At 62.0% G+C, this 18510-nt stretch carries 14 protein-coding genes; 5 read left to right on the top strand and 9 right to left on the bottom strand.

Annotated features, from left to right (window positions below; all coding sequences use genetic code 11):
* Positions 1–31: 31 nt before the first annotated feature.
* Positions 32–928 carry a LysR family transcriptional regulator gene (locus BPHYT_RS10570; RefSeq protein WP_012433132.1) on the bottom strand — a complete coding sequence of 299 codons (897 nt, stop codon included), beginning with the start codon at positions 926–928 and terminating at the stop codon, positions 32–34.
* Positions 929–1061: 133 nt separating this feature from the next.
* Here BPHYT_RS10570 and BPHYT_RS10565 point away from each other — a divergent pair, with 133 nt between their 5' ends.
* Positions 1062–1721, top strand: coding sequence for an NADPH-dependent F420 reductase (locus tag BPHYT_RS10565; protein ID WP_012433131.1), 660 nt, complete (start codon positions 1062–1064; stop codon positions 1719–1721).
* 307 nt (positions 1722–2028) lie between these two features.
* Entirely contained in the window at positions 2029–2748 is a 720-nt protein-coding gene (locus BPHYT_RS10560; RefSeq protein WP_012433130.1) for a response regulator, read from the top strand.
* On the opposite strand, the gene BPHYT_RS10555 is transcribed toward BPHYT_RS10560, so the two are convergent.
* Positions 2699–4636, bottom strand: a complete 1938-nt coding sequence (locus BPHYT_RS10555) for a hybrid sensor histidine kinase/response regulator (RefSeq protein ID WP_012433129.1) — start codon at positions 4634–4636, stop codon at positions 2699–2701. The two genes, BPHYT_RS10560 and BPHYT_RS10555, sit on opposite strands and share 50 nt — an antisense overlap.
* 326 nt (positions 4637–4962) lie before the next feature.
* Here BPHYT_RS10555 and BPHYT_RS10550 point away from each other — a divergent pair, with 326 nt between their 5' ends.
* Positions 4963–5226 carry a hypothetical protein gene (locus BPHYT_RS10550; RefSeq protein WP_041758428.1) on the top strand — a complete coding sequence of 88 codons (264 nt, stop codon included), beginning with the start codon at positions 4963–4965 and terminating at the stop codon, positions 5224–5226.
* A gap of 261 nt (positions 5227–5487) precedes the next feature.
* Here BPHYT_RS10550 and BPHYT_RS10545 read toward each other — a convergent pair whose 3' ends face one another.
* From BPHYT_RS10545 to BPHYT_RS10525, 5 genes are all read right to left on the bottom strand, one after another.
* Complete coding sequence (locus BPHYT_RS10545; protein ID WP_041758962.1) at positions 5488–6384, bottom strand: fructose bisphosphate aldolase; 897 nt, start codon at positions 6382–6384, stop codon at positions 5488–5490.
* Positions 6385–6662: 278 nt separating this feature from the next.
* The gene (locus tag BPHYT_RS10540; RefSeq protein WP_012433127.1) at positions 6663–8204 is read right to left on the bottom strand and encodes an efflux transporter outer membrane subunit; all 1542 of its coding nucleotides are present in this window, start codon (positions 8202–8204) and stop codon (positions 6663–6665) included.
* The gene (locus tag BPHYT_RS10535) at positions 8201–9277 is read right to left on the bottom strand and encodes an HlyD family secretion protein (protein ID WP_012433126.1); all 1077 of its coding nucleotides are present in this window, start codon (positions 9275–9277) and stop codon (positions 8201–8203) included. Before BPHYT_RS10535 ends, BPHYT_RS10540 begins: the two co-directional genes overlap by 4 nt.
* Before the next feature lie 12 nt (positions 9278–9289).
* Entirely contained in the window at positions 9290–10903 is a 1614-nt protein-coding gene (locus tag BPHYT_RS10530) for an MFS transporter (RefSeq protein WP_012433125.1), read from the bottom strand.
* 322 nt (positions 10904–11225) lie between these two features.
* Complete coding sequence (locus BPHYT_RS10525; RefSeq protein WP_012433124.1) at positions 11226–11900, bottom strand: antibiotic biosynthesis monooxygenase family protein; 675 nt, start codon at positions 11898–11900, stop codon at positions 11226–11228.
* A gap of 479 nt (positions 11901–12379) precedes the next feature.
* On the opposite strand from BPHYT_RS10525, the gene BPHYT_RS10520 reads away from it, so the two are divergent.
* Entirely contained in the window at positions 12380–13339 is a 960-nt protein-coding gene (locus BPHYT_RS10520) for a LysR family transcriptional regulator (protein WP_012433123.1), read from the top strand.
* Between the two features lie 53 nt (positions 13340–13392).
* On the opposite strand, the gene mug is transcribed toward BPHYT_RS10520, so the two are convergent.
* Both mug and BPHYT_RS10510 read right to left on the bottom strand, forming a co-directional pair.
* On the bottom strand, positions 13393–13959 hold the full coding sequence (gene mug, locus BPHYT_RS10515) for a G/U mismatch-specific DNA glycosylase (RefSeq protein ID WP_012433122.1): 567 nt from the start codon (positions 13957–13959) through the stop codon (positions 13393–13395).
* 55 nt (positions 13960–14014) lie between these two features.
* Positions 14015–15040, bottom strand: a complete 1026-nt coding sequence (locus BPHYT_RS10510; protein WP_012433121.1) for a GlxA family transcriptional regulator — start codon at positions 15038–15040, stop codon at positions 14015–14017.
* A 543-nt stretch (positions 15041–15583) separates the two neighbouring features.
* Here BPHYT_RS10510 and BPHYT_RS10505 point away from each other — a divergent pair.
* Positions 15584–18415, top strand: coding sequence for a 2-oxoglutarate dehydrogenase E1 component (locus BPHYT_RS10505; protein ID WP_407669127.1), 2832 nt, complete (start codon positions 15584–15586; stop codon positions 18413–18415).
* The last annotated feature ends 95 nt before the right edge of the window (positions 18416–18510 follow it).

Below are 18510 nucleotides of genomic sequence, written 5' to 3'. Positions count from 1 at the left end.
GCGCGATGTTCGCGGGATCTTCACGCCTGGTTCACGCATTGTGCGGGCCGAATTCGGCGACGACCTGGTCGATGAACGCACGCAACTTCGGCGTGACGCGGCTGGCGGGGAATACCAGATGCATCGGCCGCGCGGTCGCCTCGTAGCCGGTCAGCAGGCGCACGAGGCGGCCTGCCGCGAGTTCGTCCTTGACCGCGACTTCGGGAGCGAGCATCACGCCGCCGCCGTTGAGCGCGGCGGCCAGCAGCGCCTTGACGTCGTTGGCCTCGAAGCGGCCGGCAATCGGCACCGCCTGTTCGCCTTGTGCATCGGCGAAACGCCATGCGGTATCGGCCGGCATGCTCGTGTAGGCGAAGCTCAGACACTCGTGGGCCGTCAGTTCCCGCGGCGTGCGCGGTTCGCCGCGTTCCGCCAGATAGCCGGGCGAGGCGCACGCGACCAGCCGGTACGGCATCAACGGCCGCGCGATCAACGACGAATCCGACAGCGCGCCAAGGCGGATCGCGGCCTCGTAACCCTCATCGATCAGATCGACGAAACGGTCCGTCAATGTCAACTCGACGCGCACCTCGGGATGCGCTTTCAGATAGCGCGCGATCAGCGGTGCGAGACAGCAGGCGCCGAACGTGACGGGCGCGGTTATGCGCAGGCGTCCGCGCGGCGAGGCCGACAGTTCCTGAGCGACCGACTCCGCTGCCGCCGCGTCGGCGAGCAGCGCCTTGCAGCGCTCGTAGAAGATCTGGCCGATTTCGGTGAGGCTCTGGCGGCGCGTGGTGCGGTTCAGCAAGCGGGCGCCGACGCGCTCTTCGAGCGTGCTCACGTGCTTGCCGGCCATCTGCGACGAAATGCCAAAGGCGAGCGCCGCCGCGGCGAACGATCCGCTGTCGGCCGTTTTGACGAAGATTGCCATGCTGGTCAGTCGATCCATGATTCCCTATTCCTGCTTTCGACAGCCGTCGAATTGTGCATGTTTATCCGGTTTGAGATTTGAATCATAGTGGTTCTCACCGGCGAGCGTGGGCTCGACGGAGCGAACCCCGGACATGCATGGAGTGTGAAACATGAAGATAGGTATTCTCGGCGCCGGCTTTATCGGCCGCGCGATGGCGACTTTGGCGAAGCAGAACGGTCACGAAGTCATGATCAGCAATTCCCGCGATCCGCGGACCTTGATCAGCACGGCTGCGGCGCTCGGTTGCGCGCTCGGCACGGCGCAGGAGGCGGCGAGGTTCGGCGAAGTGGTGGTGCTCGCCGTGCCGTTCAGCAGCATCGACGCGCTGCCGGCGGTGGCGCTCGACGGCAAGATCGTAATCGACACCTGCAATCATTATCCCGAGCGCGACGGCCAGATCGAGGCGCTCGCCAGCCACGCCACGACCACCAGCCAGATGCTCGCCGCCGCCTTGCCGGGCGCTCGCGTGGTGAAAGCCTTTAACGCGATTCTGGCGAGGGACCTCGAAACCGATGGCTCAGCGCCGCATACGCCGAAACGTCGCGCGCTGCCGTTTGCCGGTGACGATGAATCGGCCAAACGCGTCGCGAGCGAACTGCTGGATCAGTTCGGTTTCGATCCCGTCGATGCCGGCGCGCTGGCGGACAGTTGGCGCTTCGAGCGCGCCAAGCCGGTGTATTGCATTCCGCTCGATCGAGCCGGCATGCTGGAAGGATTGGCTGCGGCACAGCGGGATGTGGAGTTGCCGCATGGGTCGTGGCGGCGTTGATTGGCGCACGGGCAGTTCAGACCCGAAGAGAGAGCCTTCAATTTGCCGGACCAAGGTATAAGCGAATGGTCGTACTCGAGCAACGGCTGCCGATTAGTTCTCTCCGGTGATCCGGCTCTGGAACAGCAGAAACAGCAACACTTCGGCTCGGATATACTCGTTTCGTCTGTCGTATGGCTTGACGCAAGCCAACCTCAGTGGCAAATCGCGTATCACACGTTCGAATTCCGTCCATGGTGGCGGGTTGCTATATTCAAACGCCGCGTGCTCGTTCGTTTGAACATGCGTGTTCCTGGAGGGCGATGTGATGCGCGTATTGCTCGTCGACGATCACGAACTCTTCAGAGCCGGTCTCGCACTGCTAATCAAAGAGCTTTTCCCGGATGTCGAACTGTTGCATGCGAATACGTTGTCGCTCGGCGTCAATCTCGCGATCACCGAGCGTCCGGACATCGTTTTTCTGGATCTTGAACTCCCCGACGGCCACGGTAGCGACGCGCTGATCCAGTTAAAAGACGCACGCCCTTCCTTGCCCGTGGTCGTGGTATCGGCCGACGAAAGTGTGGAGTCTGTCGGCCGATGCCTCGAATTACGCGCCATGGGCTACGTGCCGAAATCGTCTTCGCCCGAGGCGCTGCATGCCGCGATCGTTGCGGTACTCTCGGGCGGTGTATTCCTGCCCGCGGCGAGCATTGTCGGGCTGAAACGCGCCGCAGGCACAGACGAGACACAGGCATGCCAATCAGACAAAGCGCAACCGAACGATCGCGTCGAACCTTGGAATGCTCCGGGACTCGGACTCACGCCCCGCGAGTTCGAAACGCTCGCGTGGCTCGTGCGCGGTCTGCCTTCCAAAGCCATCGCGTCGAAGATGGGACTCGAAGATATTACGGTGCGTAAATACATCAGTCATCTGCTCGCGCATTTCAACCTGCGGCGCCGCACGGAACTCATCGTGATGCTGGCGGAGAAAGGCATTACGCTCGGGACGCTTTCAGTGCCTCATGGTTCGCGAGAGCGGGATTGACCTTTCGCTGAGCGCTGACGTACCTGCTGATCTCCACCAGCAGGTCGATGGGGGCGGAGGACTTGCGCAATAGCACGAACGGTTCGGGGAAATCGCGAAGGACCTGATCGGACAGCAGTTCGCCGGTGATGAACGCAACGGGAATCACGCCCGCCCACGCGAAATGACGCCTGATCCGCTCTGCTACCTCCTTGCCGGTGGCTCCGTCGCGCAGACGGATATCGGCGACGATCAGATCGGGAATGCGGCTGTCGTCGGCGAGCATGGCTTCGAATCCGGACATCGATTCAGCGGCGTGCACGAGCGCGCCCGCGCTCGAGAAAAGACGTCTCAGGCCTTCGAGGACGGTAGGTTCATCGTCGCACAGAAGCATGAACGTGCCAGTGAGATCGGGCGTGTAGGCGTCGCCATCCAGAGCCTTTGCGCCGACGGTCGGGGTCGATGCAGAAACTGCCGCATAAAGGGAAAAGCGCGAGCCGCGACCTTCCCCGGAAGCGAAGCTCATGCTGTGTCCCGGGAGAATATGAATCGCACGATGCACGATCGACAGCCCCAGTCCCAGCCCTTTTGACCGGTCGCGCCCCGGGTTGTTGATCTGATAGTACTCGGAGAAGATCGCCTCTCGATGGCCAGCTGCAATGCCGATGCCCGTATCCCATACGTCGACGCGCAGCCGTTCATCCAATTGCACCCAGCCAAGCACGACCCCTCCCGATGGCGTGTTCTTGATCGCGTTCGATATGAGATTCGATAAGGACCGCTTGAAGAGCGACCGGTCGGTCTCGATGGAGGGCGGGGCGCGTCGTCGCCCGGCGATTCTTAGTTCGATGCCGCGCAACCGGGCCGTCTCCCGGTATTGCTCGAAGACTTCGGTCAACAGGCCGAGGGTATCGACCGGAACGACACGGGGAACATATGAGCCCAGTTCGCTGTAGTCCTGAATGTCCTTGAACATGTCGAGGATGTCGGACGCGGTCTCCTCGATCACGTCGAGGTCGCGATCCACGGCGTGGCCGTCCCTGATCCTCGTGCGGGCGCTGCGGATGAAAAGGTTGATTGCGGCGAGAGGCTGCTGGATGTCGTGGTACGCCGACGAAAAGAATCGCTCTTTCTCTTTGACCAGTTCCTGCATGCGTCTGTTCTGCTCGCTGACGGCGCGCGACGCTACTTCAACGCGTGCCTTGGCGGCGCGCAAAGTGCGCCGGTACATGAATTCGCGCCTCGCGGCACGTTCCAGCGGAATACTGAGCAGCACGCCGACGATCGACATCATCGGCAGCATGGTGGCGTGCGCGGCCACCGACTCCACGCGCATTTCGACGCTCCCGCCGGCAGGTTTGAAATAAAGCATGATCAGATAGCTGACGACGCAAATCCCGATCAGCCACGCCGCCGTGATCACCCGAAGCCGAAAGGCCATGAATATCAGGAAAAGGCAAAACAGGAGCACTGGATAGACTTCCCGCCAGCCAAGGTCGCCCGGATAGAACTGCAGCATTCTCAGGCAACTGAACCAGCAACTGATCGTCCAGACAGCAAGCAGCCGGACGGCCCAACGTTCATCGAGTGCGCGCGGGGTCCAGAACAGCACGGGAATCGTCATTCCGATTGCTGCGGCGACTCTCAGGAGAATCAGTTCGTTGTGGTGCAGATGGGCGGGGTCGAGTGCGTCCAACCGGTAGAAGTCGCGGATGGAAAAGACGATCCATAACGCGGTGAAGATCGTGATGGCGAGCCGCCGCTGTACGGAGAACCGTCGCGCGTAGTCGCACCGGAACGCGCGCTCCTGAGCCGGTGAGCTGAACCTGCGCACCCTGAGGCCTGACGATCTCATGACGACGCCGATCAGGAAGTTCGCCGTCCGGGGATAGGGCAGCGTGCAATTCAAACAGAATAGCAGCCCGGCATCCGAAGTTATACCTACAAATGTAGCGTTCCGGATGCGCCTGCCAGATCGGGAACGCCTACATCTTTCCTTGCGCGATTGCTGCGCCCACCTACCTACGTGGGTAGCGATGGCGTCCGCGCAGACCGAGAATCAGTATGACAGCAACGGCAAACGAGAGTCGACATGTTTTCGTCATTGTCATTCGCCTCGCTACGCCGTCCTCTCCCGGACTGTGATTCGCATGGTTTCTGTTCTCGAAGCGCTCCGGGTTTGTCTCGTCCCCTCGCAACCGGATGTTGCGGCAACGTTAGTTAAAAGAGGTTCTTATGAAAACAGTTTTACTCCTGGCTGGCGGACTACTTTGCACGTGCGCCTGGCACGCCAATGCGCAGACCGCCGGCGCCAATCCGACGACCATGGCGCAGCCTAGTGCGGACAGCGCGGAAGGTCCGGACACGTCGGGAAGCTCCGTGTCCGGCGCTCCTGCCGCGCTCCATGGCAAAACCCGCGCGGACGTCTATCAAGAACTCGTGCGCTCGCAGAAGAGCGGCGAGGCGGCGGCGATGCAAGCGTTCTACAACGGCAGTTGAGTTCGCCTCGCTCATGCGATCGGGACTGTGCGTGAAAAGGGACGAACTATCCGCGGGCGCGCACCTGACGCGCCCGCACCCGACGCGCCCGCGCCTGATCGATTGAGCCGGTAGTAGTAGCTGACAGTTGCGTCATATGACGAACAGGATGTCATAGCCGGCATTGATCTGGCCAGGCAACTTGAAATGGTCGAGCAGCGTGCCGACCAGCAAAGAAGGCGCGGGCCGCGATGCGCCCGGCGCCGCCTCCCGAAAGCCGCTTCAAACCTTGACGACAGAGGCCTGATAGATCTCGTCGACGGCCTTCTCCAGCGCTGCGTTGAACTCGCTGTCGCTCATCGATTCCTTGAGCTCGTTGATCAACGCCCTCGAAAAGCTGGCGATCATGCCGTGATTCGAGGCGAGCCGTTGACACGCGTCGGCGCGCGTGTAGCCTCCGGACAGCGCCACCACCCGTGCGACACGCGGGTGTTCGATCAGCTGACGATAGAAGTCCGCCGCATCGGGTATGGTCAGCTTGAGCATCACGCGGCGGCTATCCGGCAACGCGTCGAGACCTTTGATCAGTTCGGCGCGCAGAGTGGCTTCCGCGCCCGGTTTGTCCGGACTCTTGATCGAAACTTCGGGTTCGAGGATCGGCAACAAGCCGTGCGCGTCGATCTGCGCCGCCAGTTCGAACTGTTGTTTGACGATTGCAGCGATCCCGTTTTGCGAATTCAGATTGATCACCGACCGCATCTTGGTGCCGCAGATGCTGAGCTTCGCGGCCCGCGCGAGCAGATCGTCCAAGCCAGGAATCGGCTTCATCAACTGGACACCGTCGGCTTCGGCCTGCAGGCCCTTGTCGACCTTCAGGAACGGTACGACGCCGCGCTCTTCCCACAGGAAGGCCGGAACGGGTTTGCCCTGAGCCTGACCGTCCATGGTCGCTTCGAACAGGATGGCGCCGATGATCTTGTCCCCCGTAAAGGCGGGCGCCGTGATGATGCGCACGCGCATCTCGTGTATCAGTTTGAACATCTCGGCGTCGCCGTTGTAGGCGGTCTCCGGAATGCCGTAAAGCCGCAGTGCGCCAGGGGTCGATCCGCCGCTCTGGTCCAGGGCGGCAAAAAATCCCTGTTTTTCACAAACTTGCGCCAGCATCTTTTCATCAGCCACGATCGTCTCCCTCTCTTTCACAGTGGAATATCGAACCGGCACGTCCGCTCGCGACGCGTCGAGTTGCATACGTTCAGTGTCACGATGTTAATGCAAATGTGAGATTTGACGAAAAAACGGTCGCCGGCGCGGCCAGTTGCCTTGCTCCGGCGTTCTTTCGGCACGGCGTTCAGGCGATCGACGCCGCAGATGCTGCGGCTGTGGCGCGCTGCGATGAGCGCGCCGTTCGAGAGAGAAGAATCATGTCGTTTTCGTAGCGACCGACATGCAAACATTATTTATCGACGAGAACTGTCTTGCCTTGCATACGTTGATTCCCATCCACCACCGAGCACCTTGCACAGCGTGATGAGGTTCGCGTCAGCGTCGGCCTTGCTCTGCTCGAGGTTGCTCTGCGCATCGAGCAACTGTTTCTGCACGTTCAGCACATCCAGGAAATCCACCGCACCTGCCTTGTACCGTTGCTGCGCAATCGACAGCGCGCGCTGGTTCAGACTCACAACCGTTTTCAGCCGGTCGCGCCGCCGCTGTTCGGCGTCATAGACGACCAGCGCGTCGTCCACCTCACGCCATGCCTGAAGCACGGTGTGCTGGTAGACAATCGCCGCTTCCTGCTGCTGCGCCTCGCGCAAATGCAGCGTGCCTTTGAGGCGTCCGCCTTCGAATATCGGCAACGTGATGGACGGTCCCACGACAAACTGGCCGGACGCCCAGTCGGCGAGATTCGACAGTTGCAGGCTCTGGAACCCGGCGCTGCCGTTCAGCGAAATGCGCGGATAGAAGTCGGCCTTGGCCATGCCGATCGTCGCGGTGGCCGCATGCAGCTGGGCCTCGGCTTTGCGGATGTCGGGCCGGCGCTGCACCAGTTCCGACGGAACGCCAATCGGCACCTGATCGGGCAGCGCCGGCACATCGTGCGGCTCGGCGAGCATCTGCTGCAATGCGCCCGGTTCTTTCGCCAGCAGCACGCCGATCGCATTGATCGTGGTCGTGTTGCGCGATTCGAGCGTCGGGATCAGGCTTTCGATCGACTCCGCCTGGGCCATCGCATTGGCGACGTCCAGGTCCGTCGTCACACCTTCATGCACCCGGTTTTGCGTGAGCTTGGTGACGTCGTGCGCGATGTCGAGGTTCTGTTTCGCGATCTGCAGCAGGGCCTGCGTGTCGCGCAACTGGATGTAGTCGCGCGCGAGTTCGGCGCGGGCGGACAGCAGGATCGCGTTGCGGTCCTCGTACGATGCATCGGAGAGCGCCGATGCGGCCTCGACACCGCGTCGTACGCGCCCCCAGAAGTCGAGTTCCCATGACGCGTCGAAGCCGAACTGGTACAGATCGTAAGCGGGCGAGCCTTTGGCGCCCGGCAACGGCGCGACACCGAGCGGTGCACTGCCCGAGGCCGACTGCGTCTGGCTTCCTGTCGGCGTGACACCAAGCAGCGAGAGAATGCCGTTCGGACTGCCGCGCTCGCGGTCGTAAGAGGCGGCGCCGTTGAGCGCCGGATATTCTTCGGCGCCGGCAATGCGCTGTTGCGCCCGGCTTTGCCGCAGACGCGCCGACGCAGCCGCCACATCGAGATTCGCATCGCTCAATTGCTGTTCCAGCGAGTCCAGTATCGGATCGTTGAACAGCGTCCACCATTGCGGTGTGAATCCGGATTCGACGGCCTTGCTTGCGGCCTGTGCGGTCTGGGTGCGGTTGAATACGTCGGGCGTGGCCGTCTGCGGAGGTTCGAAGTTCGGGCCCACCAGACAGCCCGTGAGCATCGAGCACAGCAGCAGCGCGAGCGCCGGTGTGCGCAGGGAGAAGTCACGCGTGTTCATTTCGAATCCGCTCCCGCGACCCGCATATCGGCGCGCCTGCCGACGGCGACCTCCGTTTCGACGGAAAGGCCCACACTCAATGCGGCCGCCGCCTGTTGTCCATGATCGATGGTGATTCTGACCGGCACGCGCTGCACGATCTTGGTGAAGTTGCCCGTTGCGTTATCGGGTGCGATAGGCGCGAAGCTCACGCCTGTAGCAGGCGCAAGACTATCGACATGCCCGCGGATCACCACGCCCGGAAAACTGTCGACCTTGATACGCACGGTGTCGCCGGGGCGCATCCTTGCAAGCTGGTTCTCCTGGAAATTGGCGACGATATAGGCCTCCGACAGCGGGACGATCGCGAGCAGCGGCGCGCCGGTCGTCACGAATGCGCCCACACGTGCCGAACGCCGTCCGACCTTGCCGTCGATGGGCGCGTGGATCTCCGTATACGACAGGTTGAGTTTCGCCTGCTCGAGCATGGCTTCGGCGCGGGCCAAGGCACCCGCCGCCTTGTCGCGCTGTGTCTTCAGCACGTCGAGGTTCTGCACGGTCGCCACCAGTGCGGCGCGGTTGCGCGCCTGCTGCGCGAGTTCCTCGGCCAGCGCGCTCGCCGCGTGCTGCTGCTCCTGGGTGGTTCCCGCACCGGTCTCCGAAAGATTGCGGTAGCGCGCGGCATTCGCACGCGCAAACTCGAGCGTCGCATCGTCGGCGCGCAGCGTGGCACGCGCCTGATCGACGAGCGCGGGCTGCCGTGCGATCTCGGCCTCGTAGTTTGCAACCGATGCCCTGGCTGCCGCCACGTCGGCCCCGGCACTCATCAACGCGGCACGAAAGTCGCGGTCATCGATGCGTACCAGTAATTGCCCCGCCTTGACCTGCTGGTTGTCTTCAACGAGCACCTCGGACACCTGACCCGCGACACGCGGCGCGACCAGCGTGAAATCGGCCGTCACATAGGCATCGTTCGTGGTTTCGCTGGTCGAGCCGGCAAACAGCCAGATGCAGGCCAGCACAGCGACGCCGAGTATGACCGCATAGGCGGCCAGACGGATCGTTCTGGGAGAAAATCGGGTAGCGGATGACATGGATAGCGTCGCTTAACGTGAAGAGGGCTGCGTTGTGCTCCACGGCGGATAGACCCGCACGGGCAACACCGGAATAACGAAGAGAAAGGCGACGGCGATACCGGCCATCACGCGATAGAGATCCGCCGACGTGAGCACGACGGCCTGCTCGTGGAGCCGGTGCGCGAGTTCGCCGAGCCCGTGAGCGGCATCGATGCTCTGGCTCGTGACCAGCGCGTTGTTGCCCAGATGGTCCACCAGCATGGCCGAATGAAAATGCTCGCGCGCGGTGCCCAGACCTTCGATGAGGCCGGTGGCCGCGGCGCCGGACAGTGTTTTGATGGTGTTGAACATGGCCGAAGCAAACGGGCCTTCAGTCGGCGGCAAGCCGGTCGTGACGCCCATCAGGATGCCCATGATGATCATCGGCTGCGCCAGGATCTGTAGCGACTGCAGCCAGTAGAAGTTCTCGCGAACCCAGTCCGTGGTCACGAAACTGCCGAGAAAGCACGAGATCGCCATCAGGCAAAGTCCAATCGCCATCACCCAACGGTGGTCGACCTGCCGCAGATTGAGCAGCGCGGCGGTCGCCGGGAGCGAAACCAGCAGGGGAATGGCCACCAGCAGAAACAGCGGCGTGGTTTGCAGCGGCCTGTAGCCGTGAATCTGCGCGAGATACTGGCCGGGTATGGCGGCGACACCGACCAGCAGCGTCACCGCGCCCACCAGGGTCAGCAGTCCATGCGCGAAGTTCCTGCGGGCAAGCAGCTGGAGTTTGAAAAACGGCAGCGGATGAAACCATTCGTTGATCAGGAACGCCACCAGCAACAACGTGCCGCCGCCAAACATCGTGGCGATAAACGTGGAGTTCAGCCAGTCGAGGCGATCGCCCTGCAGCAGGCCGATCACGAGCATGGCGATGGCCGGATAACCGAGTATGAAACCGGTCCAGTTGAATGAACGCAGCCGTTCGAGTCGGGTGGGGTCCGCCGGCAGTCCCCTGTAGATTGCCACGCAGCTGATGAGTCCGAGCGGCACGATTTGCCAGAATGCCATTTGCCAGCCGACGTATTCCGTCCATAACGCGGCGAGCGGCGTGCCGAGCGCGGGTCCGAAGGTGGCGGTCAGTGCATAGCCGGCGAGCCCGTATAACTTGACCTTCGGGGGCAGGTAACGCAGTGCCACGATGATCAGCATGGGCGGCAGACATCCGCCGGCGACGCCCTGCAGCGCGCGCAATACGTAGAGCGTCAGCAGGTTAGGCGCAAACGGGCAGAGCAATCCAAGCACCATCACGGCGAGCACGGCGCCGATCGTGAAGCGTTTGAGCGTGAACGTCACGCCGAACCACGGCGCGAATACCATCGTGGCCACGTTGGTCGCCTCGAAGAGGGTGGTCAGCCATGTCCCGTCGTCACGTCCGATTGAAAACGCGCCGCGGATATCGGCGAGTGCAACCGCGGTGACCTGTTCGTTCAATATGGCGAGCAGTGATGCCAGCAACATGCCGAGCAGGCCGATTGCCAGACGCAGCGGCAGTGTCGCTTCGCTCGGCGTTTGCTGTACTGGAACCGCTGAGACCGCCGCCGACGATGGCGCGAACTTCACTTCTCCTGTTCCAGTTATCGGTGCGTTGACGGTGTTCATAAAAAGTCCGGCTACCCGTGTTTAATGCGGCATTTCGTGGGGAAATCTCCGTGTCGCGCCCAGCGCTTGCAAAGCATTGCTGCCGCGCATTGGGTTGATGAAATTCTAGGAGTGGGCCCGGCTTTCTGAAAGCCGACACAGGTCGTGTATCAGGCCATTTCGTGCGCAAATCCGGCCAACGTCCCTGACGTTATGAAGACAGAGACAACGCGTTCACCCCAGGCAATGAATCTGCTCTTTGGACAGGACAGCCTTTTATTGACCTGGGGCGGCGCGAGCGATCGCCTTATTACGGGAATGCCGATATCGCGTTACGGCCGGCTCACGCCTTGGGCTGCACCGCTGCAAAGTATTGAGGCGCCTCGCGGCGATCGAACATTCCGTACTCCCGGACAATGCGGATATGCCGCAGGCGCACAGACTTGGGCAGGGTCGTATTGCGCTCGAAGGCTTCAGCGGCCGCGAGGTCGTCCCACGTTGCTACCGCGATCACGTCGCCGGGTGTCAGCAACGCGTCGAATGCGTCCCAGGCGACGAGGCCGGGTGCCTTCGTATCGAGTCCAAGCGCCTCTGCAACCGCTTGCGCACCCGCCAGCTTGACCCAGTCCGGCGCGTACTGCGCGTCGAGTAGCGTGACCGCCTTGCCAAGTCCCGTTTCGGTTGCATCGAGGCGTTGCTCGACCAACGTCTGCCCGGCCGGTACGCGTGTATCGGCGACGGTCTGGCCAATGCGCAGGCGATAGTCGGCAAACACGCGGTCGCGCGCCGCCTGCTGCACCTTGTGATGGTTCGTCGTCACTCGCCAGCGTATCAGCGACTTCTCATCGCGCCAGCTCGATAGCGAGAGCAGCCATCCATGGCGTGTCAGACTCGCGTAACGGGTGTTGTCGACGAAACCTTCGATCGCTTCGAGTTCCGGGCGCAGCATCTTGGCCATGCCGAGATAGGCGTCGAATTGTTCGGATAACGGATTGACTTCGAGCATTGCAGAAAACATGGATTCCTTGGTCTGGTTGGGGGCGCCTGGTCAGGTGACAGGACACGGAATCGCAGCGATGCAGCCGATTCATCAGCATGTGACTGTCGCGCGATGGCTGAGCTGATTGTCGGAGATGCAAAGGGCTTGTTGAAGCCCAGGCAGGCCGCGTATTGGGCCATTCAATGCGCGAATTCTGCCAGCCTCGTCACGGACAACCAGCCGCCGTGCCGATCCGGAAAAAGTCATTTTCCGTTTGCTCAACAAAGCCGTTGCCGCTGAGATGGAATATCGCAAAGGCCGCTTCGTTTGCTGGTTTAAAGCGTTCGAAATCGGGCCATTTGTAGTCTTCTTCGAGTCAAGCGCGCAAAGAGAGCGTCACCATGCAAGGCATGGCGCTTAAGATCGCGGCATCTTCCTGGCGTCCGATGACGCGGCGTCCCCGTGACGAGGGCGCGGGTCTATCGGCAAGCTGCAAACACATTGAAGTTGGAATCGAGATGGACAGATTACGCGAGATGGAGGTGTTCGTTGCCATCGTCGACGGAGGCAGTTTCACTAGCGCGTCGGACAAACTGGGCATGTCCGCTCCCGCGGTGTCGCGGGCGCTCACCTCGCTCGAAGCCCGTTTAGGCGCGCAACTGCTTGCGCGAACAACCCGTTCAGTCCGGCCGACCGAGGCGGGTATGTCATACCTCGATGCCTGCCGCAAGGTGCTGGACGCCGTCACGGACGCCGAAGCCGACGTCGCGGCGTGTCAGGACAACCCGGTAGGCACACTGACCATTTCCGCGCCGGTGCTGTTCGGCCAGCGCTTCATCGCTCCGTTAATCGATGCGTATGCCCAGCGCTATCCGGACGTCAGCATTAACGCGGTGTATGTCGATCGCACCACGCGACTTCTGGAGGAGGGCGTGGATGTCGCCATCCGGATCGGTCACCTGGGCGATTCGTCGATCTATGCCATTCCGTTGGGTTTTGTACGGCGTCGAACCTACGTGGCTCCGGCTTATCTCGCGGCGCACGGCGAACCCGTTCATCCAAGGGAGCTTGCCGATCACCATTGCGTGTCACTCACCGGCGTGACGAATCCGCTCGAATGGACGTTTTATGAAAACGGTTCGCGGCTATCGGTCCGGGTTCAACCGCGGATGATCGTCAACCTGGCGCCCGCGGCCGTGATGGCCGCCGTCGATCGCGTGGGAATCACGCAATTGTTTTCCTACCAGGCGGCGCCCGAAGTACTCAATGGAACGCTGCTGCCGGTCTTGACGGCATTCGAGCCCGAGTCGACGCCTGTCAACTTGCTGCATGTGGAGCGGCGCGGCGCGAGCGGTAAGATTCGGGCCTTCGTGGAGTTCGTGACCGAGACGTTGCGCAGAAACGTGCATCTTCAACAACACATGGAGACCGCGATGGCTGTGAATGAGACTTCTGGAAGTTTGCGTTCGGTGAAATAGAGTGTGCCGATGGCGCGAGTTTTTTATGCGGGCTCGTCGATGCCGCAAGTCGTTCAAGCGGATCTGGTCGACCCGGCCGGCGCGACGGCAAGACGAAGTTCACGATAGGCAGTCACCAGCGCATCGAGGCTGAACGAGCGGTTCAGGCCGCTTGGATTGGGCAGCACCCATGCGCGTGCGCCGCCGAATGTGGCGGGCTGCGGCCCCCACTCGATGTCGCGGCTGCCCGACATTGCGCTAAGCGCCATCTTGCCGAGGAAGGCCACGCATTGCGGCGCATAGCCTTCGATCTTCCGCTCGAACCCGGCAGCGGCCGCCCTGAATTCCCATGAGGACAGTTGGTCCGCTCGCGCGGTCGGACGCGAGACTACCGTAGTGAGACCACAGCCGTACTGAAGAAGCGTGTAGTCGTCGTTGGGCTCGATCTGTTCGGGAGTAAAGCCCGACAGATGAATGGCCCGCCAGAACCGATTACCTCGACCGGCAAAATGGCCGCCCGTCGACGCCGCTTGCACGCCCGGATTGATACCGCAAAATACGACGGATAATCCCGGCTCAAGCAGATCAGGAAGAGATTGAAGCAAATCGGCGCGAGTCACAGATGGTGTCAGTGTGTTCATTATATGAAGTACATTCGAGGCGCCGCGTGCCAACCAACCCGCGCAGGTTCTCGACCTAGTCGACCAATTCCAGTTCCGCTGTTTCGACTTGTTCTTCCACATCGCCCGATGTCCACTGCTTACCCGCCGTGCCACGGAATCGCTGGCGATACTGTCTGGGCGTGACGTTGAGCCGCCGGAAGAAAGTGGCTCGCATATGCGTGGCGCTGTGAAAACCGCAATTGAACGCCACGGTCTTCAGAGGCGCATCGGTTTCCTCGAGCAATTTCCTCGCGGTGTCGACGCGAACCTGTTCGACAAATGCCGAAGGCGTCACCTTCGCATACTTCGCGAATAACCGTGAGAAGGTACGCCGGCTGACCGACACGGCGCTGGCAAGCTGTTCGATCGACAACGCTTCGGTTATGTGCTCGGTCACGTAGCGGAGCACCTTGCCGACGATCGGATCCTGGTCCTTGCGCACTCCGACGTAAGGACTGTATTGAGATTGTCCGCCTTCGCGCTGGATGTAGACCACCAGACGTTTCGCAGCCCGAACCGCCAGTTCGTGCCCCCAGTCTTCGGCGACGAGCGAAAGACACAGGTCGATGCCCGCCGTCACGCCAGCGGAGGTAAAGAGGCGTCCATCGCGGATGAAGATCCGGTCGGGCTGCACGGACGCCTGCGGAAACTCGTCGGCGAGGCGGCTTGCATCCGCCCAGTGCGTCGTCACTTCCTTGCCGTCGAGCAGGCCGGCGTGCGCGAGCACGAATGCGCCGTTGCAAACGGAACCGAACCGGCTTGCGCCACCCGCCTGGTCTTGCAGCCACTTCAGAAATTCGGGCTGCGGCTGGACATCGGGCAAGCGCGGTCCGCCTGCCACCAGCAGCAGGTCGAATGGCGTGTCGAAGTCCGTATAGCCATGGGGAACCGTGAGTTGCATCCCGTTGGAGCAGGTCACGGTGCCGGCTTCGTTTCCTACCAGAAAGACCTCGTATTTCTGATGCTCGGGCAGAAATGTGTTTGCTTCCGCGAATACGTCCAGGGGGCCAGCGACATCCAGCGCCTGCACATCATCGAGTACAACAATGGCGACTTTCATGGCGTGACCCTCGTTCCTGATTGCCGGCGTTCATGCCCGCGTCCCTCGAGCGGGCCGGGCGGCCCACCGTTCGCGATCCCGCGCGCGTCTGGTGAGCGGCTTGCCCGCCTGCTCGCGACACAGGTGTCTCTTCGTTGAAGTCACTATAGGGGCGAAGCGCCACGGGATAAATGCGCTACCCCGAAAATCACTTGTTACACCAGGTGAGGGTATCCAGACCGGGAATGCTGTTAGGAAGGCGCGGGGATACGCCCGTTGGCTGTCGCGCACGGCGCCATCGGCTACGTGGCCCAAATCTCACCTCCATTGGCCAACGAAAGCGCCAACGATGCACACGGCCGCTGCGCCGACTACCTATGCTTGTTCTCATCAATGCGGCTGGGAACGTCAAGCCCGGGCGCACCAGAGAATCTGTCGCCGGCGAAATGCACGTCCGTCCCTAGCCCCTGGTTGCGTGCCGGACTCGCCACGATGAGGCTACCGCCGCCTCACACATGTCACGGTCGAAATTCAGGCCTGACGCGAATGGAGGACAGATTCATCATGTTGATGGAAAAAATTCAAAGCTCTTTTCTGTTCGGGGGCAACGCGCCCTACGTCGAGGAGCAATACGAACTCTACCTGGCCGACCCGGCATCGGTCGCGGATGAGTGGCGCGCGTTTTTCGATGCGTTGCGCGAAACCCCCGCTATCGACGGCAGCGACCGCGATGACGAGCCGCACGCGCCGGTCGTTTCCACCTTCGTCGATCTGGCCAGGCGCTCGCGCGCCACGCAGATCACGCTCGACGACGGCCTCGCGATCGCCAGAAAACAGGTGGCCGTGCAGTCGCTGATTGCCGCGTATCGCATGATCGGCACGCGCAAGGCGAAACTGGACCCACTGCTGTGGACGCCGCCGAAGGCTTCGATCGAACTCACGCCAGCGTTCTATGGCCTATCGTCAGCCGACATGTCTACGCGATTCAGCACCGCCGACACGTTTCTTTTCGACGAAGACGCCACGCTGCAGGACCTCGTCGCGGCACTCGAGCAGACTTACACGGGCACCCTCGGCGCCGAGTTCATGCATCTGACCGATGCTGGCGAACGACGCTGGTGGCAGATGCAACTCGAGTCGACCCGCGCGAAACCTTCGTTCTCGGTAGCGGAGAAACACCGCTTTCTCGAACGTCTAACGGCTGCTGAAGGACTGGAGAAGTACCTGCACACGCGCTATGTCGGGCAAAAGCGTTTCTCGTTGGAAGGCGGCGAATCGTTGATCGTGTTGCTGGATGAACTCGTTCGCTATGGCGCATCGAAGAAGGTCGCCACGGTGGTAATGGGCATGGCGCACCGTGGGCGTTTGAATGTGCTGGTGAATATTGTCGGCAAGCCGTTGCGCGCACTCTTCGACGAGTTCGAGGGCAAGAGCGGCGACTCTCTGCCGGCCGGCGACGTCAAATATCACAAGGGCTACAGCAGCGTCACGCAGACGGACGACGGGCCCGTCGATGTCGTGCTCGCATTCAATCCCTCGCACCTGGAAATCGTCAACCCGGTCGTGCAGGGCATGGCTCGCGCCAAAGGAGACGCCTCGAACGAGCGCGACGGTAGCGACGTGCTGCCCGTCGAAATTCACGGCGACGCGGCAATGTCCGGGCAAGGCGTCGTAATGGAGACGTTGAGCCTGTCGTACACGCGCGGACACGGCACGGGCGGAACCGTCCACGTGGTCGTGAACAACCAGATCGGCTTTACGACTTCGGATCCGCGCGATACGCGCTCGTCGTTCTACACCACCGACATCGCGAAGATGATCGAGGCGCCGGTTCTGCATGTCAACGCCGACGACCCGGAAGCAGTGGCCATGGCGGTGCGCCTCGCGCTCGACTATCGCACGACGTTCAGGCGCAGCGTGGTGATCGATCTTGTCTGTTTCCGCAGGCATGGGCATCAGGAACAGGACACGCCCGCCATCACGCAGCCTCTCATGTACCGCGCGATTGCCAGCCACCCGGGCGTGAGGACCGTGTACGCCCAACAGTTGATCAAGGAAGGCGTGGTGACGCCGGATCAGGTCAAGGATTACCTCGAAGCGCAGCGCGAAAGCTTCGAGCACGCGAGAGAGAGCAACGCTGTCGAGGCAGCGGACCAGACGGACGAAATACCCGGATGGCCGAAGTTTCTCGAGGACTATGCCGGCCCGGTTCAGTATGGGCCTCCGTTGTCCGCTCAGGTGCGTGCGCTGGCGCAGCAGGTCTCGACCGTTCCGGATGGTTATGAACTGCATCCGCTGGTCGGCAAGATGATCGCCGCACGCCGCGAGATGGCCGCGGGAAACAAGCGGCTCGATTGGGGCATGGGCGAGCACATGGCATTCGCCTCGTTGCTGAGCGCCGGGATCGATGTCCGCCTGAGCGGGCAGGATAGCGCGCGGGGCACCTTCAATCACCGTCACGCCGTTCTGCACAACCAGACGCGCACGAGCCGCTCGGAGGGCGTCTACATTCCGCTGGAGCATATCGGCGAGGGGCAAGGCCGGTTTACCGTGACGAACTCCATTCTGTCGGAGGCCGCCGTGCTGGCCTTCGAGTATGGCTACTCGACGGTGAACCGCAATGCGCTCGTCGTGTGGGAAGCGCAGTTCGGGGACTTCGCGAATGGTGCGCAGGTCGTGATCGATCAGTTCATCGCGGCGGGCGCCGCAAAGTGGGGGCAACTCAGCGGGTTGACGCTGTTCCTGCCGCACGGACAGGACGGGCAGGGACCGGAACACGCGTCGGCGAGGCTCGAGCGATATCTGCAACTTAGCGCGCAGGACAACATGCGGGTAGTCCAACCGACCACGCCCGCGCAACTGTTCCACTTGCTGAGGATGCAAGCGGCTGTCTTCGATCGCCGGCCGCTCGTCGTGATGACGCCCAAGTCGCTGTTGCGTCATCCGGAAGCCGTCAGCACGCTCGACGATCTGGCCACGGGTGCGTTCCGCGAGATTCTGGTGGATACGCAAGCCGAGCCGTCGCCTGCGTCGAGCGTGGAGCGCGTGATCGTGTCTTCTGGCAAGGTCTATTTCGATCTGCTGGAACATCGCCGCACGTCGGGTGTTGCCGATACGCCGCTCATCCGCGTCGAACAGTTGTATCCGTTTCCGTCCCGGCAGCTCGCCGCGGAGTTCGCGCGCTATCCGAATCTGAAGACGGTGGTCTGGTGTCAGGAGGAGTCGCGCAACCAGGGCGCGTGGAGCTTCGTGGAACCGCAGTTGCGTGAGATCCTGCCTTCGGATGCGCAACTGCGGTATGCGGGGCCGGCGGCTTCCGCGTCGACCGCGCCTGGTTATCACGCGGTCCACGCGGCGAGGCAGGCAGCGCTGATTTCGAGTGCATTCACGGACTGACGGCGCGTGCGTGGTGCGGTGATGCCGGTGCATCACCGCCATGGCTCAAATCCTGCCTGTCCTGGCCTGGATACGCGCTCTTTTATGCGTGTGCG

This window comes from Paraburkholderia phytofirmans PsJN (genome assembly GCF_000020125.1).
Lineage (GTDB): Bacteria > Pseudomonadota > Gammaproteobacteria > Burkholderiales > Burkholderiaceae > Paraburkholderia > Paraburkholderia phytofirmans.
This window is presented reverse-complemented; position numbering and strand designations above follow the sequence as displayed.

Coding starts and splice junctions, on each gene's coding strand:
- BPHYT_RS10520 (WP_012433123.1), top strand. CDS start 12,380: ATGGACAGATTACGCGAGATGGAGGTGTTCGTTGCCATCGTCGACGGA.
- mug (WP_012433122.1), bottom strand. CDS start 13,959: ATGAACACACTGACACCATCTGTGACTCGCGCCGATTTGCTTCAATCT.
- BPHYT_RS10550 (WP_041758428.1), top strand. CDS start 4,963: ATGAAAACAGTTTTACTCCTGGCTGGCGGACTACTTTGCACGTGCGCC.
- BPHYT_RS10505 (WP_407669127.1), top strand. CDS start 15,584: ATGTTGATGGAAAAAATTCAAAGCTCTTTTCTGTTCGGGGGCAACGCG.
- BPHYT_RS10560 (WP_012433130.1), top strand. CDS start 2,029: ATGCGCGTATTGCTCGTCGACGATCACGAACTCTTCAGAGCCGGTCTC.
- BPHYT_RS10570 (WP_012433132.1), bottom strand. CDS start 928: ATGGATCGACTGACCAGCATGGCAATCTTCGTCAAAACGGCCGACAGC.
- BPHYT_RS10535 (WP_012433126.1), bottom strand. CDS start 9,277: ATGTCATCCGCTACCCGATTTTCTCCCAGAACGATCCGTCTGGCCGCC.
- BPHYT_RS10510 (WP_012433121.1), bottom strand. CDS start 15,040: ATGAAAGTCGCCATTGTTGTACTCGATGATGTGCAGGCGCTGGATGTC.
- BPHYT_RS10565 (WP_012433131.1), top strand. CDS start 1,062: ATGAAGATAGGTATTCTCGGCGCCGGCTTTATCGGCCGCGCGATGGCG.
- BPHYT_RS10525 (WP_012433124.1), bottom strand. CDS start 11,900: ATGTTTTCTGCAATGCTCGAAGTCAATCCGTTATCCGAACAATTCGAC.
- BPHYT_RS10530 (WP_012433125.1), bottom strand. CDS start 10,903: ATGAACACCGTCAACGCACCGATAACTGGAACAGGAGAAGTGAAGTTC.
- BPHYT_RS10540 (WP_012433127.1), bottom strand. CDS start 8,204: ATGAACACGCGTGACTTCTCCCTGCGCACACCGGCGCTCGCGCTGCTG.